The sequence below is a fragment of the Rhodovulum sp. genome, from assembly GCF_011048875.1.
GTDB classification, from domain to species: Bacteria; Pseudomonadota; Alphaproteobacteria; order Rhodobacterales; family Rhodobacteraceae; genus Rhodovulum; species Rhodovulum tesquicola.
In genome coordinates this window covers 1-2,956 of record NZ_DSDD01000125.1, presented here as the reverse complement: position 1 = coordinate 2,956, position 2,956 = coordinate 1, and the positions used below count along the sequence as shown (strand labels likewise).

The following is a 2,956-nucleotide window of genomic DNA, read 5'->3' as shown; positions in this document are numbered from 1 at the left end:
GCAACCGGTCATGGCCGCGGGCGCGGATCTTGTCGGTTGCGGTCCCTGTCAGGATGTCGACCAGGTGCTGGGTGCCGAAGCTTTCGCCCGTGCGCAGCATGGCCGACAGCGCCTTGCGCACGGCTTCGGTCGCGTCGAACCGTTCGGGCGGGCTGTCGCAGAGGTCGCAATGGCCGCAGGGTTCCAGCGCGGCCTCGCCGAAATAGCGCAATAGCGTCTGACGGCGGCAGAACGGTGCCTCGGCCAGACCCAGCAGCGCGTTCAGCCGGGCGTGATCGGCGGCGCGGCGTTCGGGCGGCGCGGGGCTTTCGTCGATCTGGGTGCGGCGCAGGCGGATGTCGTCGGCGCCATACAGCGTCAGCGTCTCGGCCGGTGCGCCATCGCGACCCGCGCGGCCGATTTCCTGGTAATAGGACTCGATGGATTTCGGCAGGTCTGCATGGGCCACCCAGCGGATATCGGGCTTGTCGATACCCATGCCGAAGGCGACGGTGGCCACCACGATCAGCCCGTCCTCGGTCTGGAACCGCGCCTCGACATCCCTGCGCGGCCCGGCCTCCATCCCGCCGTGATAGGCGCAGGCGGCGTGTCCGGCCTGCGTCAGCGCGGCGGCCAGGCTTTCGGTCTTGGCGCGGGTCGCGCAATAGACGATGCCCGACTGGCCGCGGCGGGCGGCGGCAAAGGCCAGGATCTGGCGGCGCGGCTGGTCCTTGGGGGCAAAGGCAAGGTGGATGTTCGGCCGGTCAAAGCCCCTCAGGAAGGTTTGCGGTGCGACCCCGTCGAACAGCCGGGCCACGATCTCGTCGCGGGTTTCGGCATCCGCCGTCGCGGTAAAGGCCGCCAGCGGCACGCCCAGCGCGCGACGCAACTCGCCGATGCGCAGGTAGTCGGGGCGGAAATCGTGGCCCCACTGGCTGACGCAATGGGCCTCGTCCACGGCGATCAGCCCGACGCCGATCCGGCGCAGCAGGTTCAGCGTGCTGCCCGAGGCCAGCCGTTCAGGCGCCATGTAAAGGAGTTTCAGCGCGCCCGCATCCAGCGCGGCAAAGACCTCGCGCGTCTCGTCCTCGGTATTGCCGGAGGTGAGCGCGCCCGCGGCCACGCCCGCCTCGGCCAACCCGCGCACCTGGTCGCGCATCAGCGCGATCAGCGGCGAGATGACGACCGTCACGCCCTCGCGCAGCAGCGCGGGCAACTGGAAGCAGAGCGACTTGCCCCCGCCGGTCGGCATTATGGCCAGCGTGTTCCGCCCCGCAGCGACAGCCGCCACGATCTCTTGCTGGCCCGGCCGGAAGGCGTCGAATCCGAACACGGACGACAGAAGGTCGTGGGCTGAGGCCATTGTCCCCTTGGGATGCTCGGATTACCGCTCGGTTTTGCCCGACCTTCCCATAGAGGGGCGGCCGGGACAAGCCCAAGGGCGCAGCGCGGCCTTAATAGAAGGCCGAGGCGAGCGTGGGCAGAAGGATGTCGCGCAGCGCGATCACGATCACGAAGACGACCAGCGGCGACAGGTCGAGCGCGCCGGTATCGGGCAGGATCCGCCGGATCGGGCCATAGACCGGTTCAAGCAGGCGCGACAGCCCGTCCCAGATCTGCATCACCACCGGCTGGCGCGTGTTGAGCACCTGAAACGAGATCAGCCAGCTGAGGATGATGTGGACGATCATGATGAAGAACACGACGTCCAGGATCAGTTTCAACAACGCAAAGATCGCCAGCATCATGTCAGGGCCTTCCGGATCGGGTTTTCCGACAGGTAATCCGGGCGGGCGCCCGGCGCAACCGCCATGACGCCGCGTTTTCCCTTGACGCCCGGCGCCCGCCGCGCGAGGCAACCCCCGCCCGACCGGAGCCTGCCGATGTATCCCTTTCTGCGTCTCGCCAAGGAATTTTACGTCCACCGCAACGCCCCGCCCCTGCCGCTGACGGGCACCCATGTCTCGCATCACATGTGCTGGCCCTGGGATCTGGACCTGTGGATGGAGCTGAACAACGGGCGCACGCTGACGCTGCTGGATCTGGGGCGGCTGCCGCTGGCGAAACGGGTGGGGCTGATCGGGGCGCTGCGCGAACGGGGCTGGGGGCTGACCATGGCGGGGGTGACGGTGCGCTACCGGCGGCGCGTCCGGATGTTCGACCGGTTCGAGATCCGCTCGCGCTGCGTCGGCTGGGATGCGCGGTTCATCTATATCGAACAGGGCATGTGGCGCGGCGAGGAATGCTGCAATCACGCGCTCTACCGCTCGGCCGTGACGGATGCGAACGGCATCGTTGCGCCCGCCCGCGTGATGGAGGCGATGGGACTGGACGCAACCTCCCCGCCCTTGCCGGGCTGGGTGGACGCGTGGATCGCCGCCGAGGCGCACCGCCCCTGGCCGCCGATGGCTGATTGAGGCCGATCAGGGCGGTTGCACCCCCGCCGAAAGCCATGTCTTATTCCGCAAAGTCACGGAACGGGGCAGGCAGAATGGACGGGGCGGCCAAGCGGCGCATCTGGGGCTGGTGGTTCTTCGACTGGGCGTCGCAGCCCTATGCGACACTGTTGCTGACCTTCATCTTCGCCCCCTACGTCAAGGAGCTGCTTGGCGACGGCACCGCGGCGCAGGCGGCCTGGGGCTACGGGGTCGGAGCCGCGGGCATCGTGATCGCGGTGCTGGCCCCGATCCTCGGCGCCGTTGCGGACAAGAGCGGCCACCGCATGCCCTGGATCGTGCTGTTCTCGGCCTGTTATGTTCTGGGCGCGGGGGGGCTGTGGCTGGCCCATCCCGAGACCTTCAGCCTGCCGCTGATCCTGTTCCTGTTCGGGCTTGGCATTGTGGGGATGGAGTTCGCGACGATCTTCACCAACGCGTTGCTGCCCGATCTGGGGCCGCGCAACCAGCTTGGCCGCATCTCGGGCACCGGCTGGGCGTTCGGCTATGTCGGCGGGCTGCTTGCGCTGGTGGCGATGCTG

Annotated in this window: 4 protein-coding genes; 2 read left to right on the top strand and 2 right to left on the bottom strand. The window is 68.4% G+C overall.

The annotated features are described in order from the left end of the window. Both ENN83_RS04245 and ENN83_RS04240 read right to left on the bottom strand, forming a co-directional pair. A partial coding sequence (locus ENN83_RS04245; RefSeq protein ID WP_287184402.1) for a RecQ family ATP-dependent DNA helicase occupies positions 1 to 1,342 on the bottom strand: 1,342 nt, incomplete at its 3' end. A gap of 91 nt (positions 1,343 to 1,433) precedes the next feature. After that, entirely contained in the window at positions 1,434 to 1,724 is a 291-nt protein-coding gene (locus ENN83_RS04240) for a YggT family protein (RefSeq protein ID WP_287184405.1), read from the bottom strand. Between the two features lie 138 nt (positions 1,725 to 1,862). Here ENN83_RS04240 and ENN83_RS04235 point away from each other — a divergent pair, with 138 nt between their 5' ends. Both ENN83_RS04235 and ENN83_RS04230 read left to right on the top strand, forming a co-directional pair. Continuing rightward, complete coding sequence (locus ENN83_RS04235) at positions 1,863 to 2,396, top strand: acyl-CoA thioesterase (RefSeq protein ID WP_287184399.1); 534 nt, start codon at positions 1,863 to 1,865, stop codon at positions 2,394 to 2,396. 74 nt (positions 2,397 to 2,470) lie between these two features. After that, the coding region (locus tag ENN83_RS04230) for an MFS transporter (RefSeq protein ID WP_287184397.1) at positions 2,471 to 2,956 on the top strand (486 nt) is incomplete at its 3' end.

Coding starts and splice junctions, on each gene's coding strand:
- ENN83_RS04240 (WP_287184405.1), bottom strand. CDS start 1,724: ATGCTGGCGATCTTTGCGTTGTTGAAACTGATCCTGGACGTCGTGTTC.
- ENN83_RS04235 (WP_287184399.1), top strand. CDS start 1,863: ATGTATCCCTTTCTGCGTCTCGCCAAGGAATTTTACGTCCACCGCAAC.